The sequence below is a fragment of the Paramesorhizobium salinisoli genome (genome assembly GCF_003335045.1).
GTDB lineage: Bacteria > Pseudomonadota > Alphaproteobacteria > Rhizobiales > Rhizobiaceae > Paramesorhizobium > Paramesorhizobium salinisoli.
In genome coordinates, this window is the sequence record NZ_QOZG01000128.1 from 1 (window position 1) to 405 (window position 405).

The 405-nt window shown below is 61.2% G+C and carries 1 pseudogene; it reads left to right on the plus strand.

What is annotated here, in order from left to right:
- Positions 1-69: 69 nt before the first annotated feature.
- Positions 70-405 (plus strand): annotated as a pseudogene (locus DUT91_RS25225) (transposase); the annotation flags it as partial.

The following is a 405-nucleotide window of genomic DNA, read 5'->3' on the forward strand; positions in this document are numbered from 1 at the left end:
GCTAGGGTCAGGACCTATTAATTTGGTTTGAAATGTGATGCGCGGTCTCCATTGAAGGAGGAGGTCGTGATGGGTGATTTGTTACTGCTGAGCGAGCGCCAGATGGCACGGATATCGCCGCATTTTCCGCTCTCGCACGGGGTGCCAAGGGCTGATGACCGGCGTGGTGAGCGGCATCGTCTATGTGATCCGCAACGGCCTGCAGTGGAAGGACGCGCCGTCAGGCTACGGTCCACACAAGACGCTCTACAACCGTTTCATCCGCTGGAGCCGGCTCGGCGTTTTCGACCGCATCTTCGCCGGGCTCGCCGGCGAAGGGCCAAAGCCCGGGCGCATCATGATCGACGCCACGCACCTGAAGGCCCACCGCACCGCGGCGAGCCTGCTCAAAAAGGGATGTTTCCC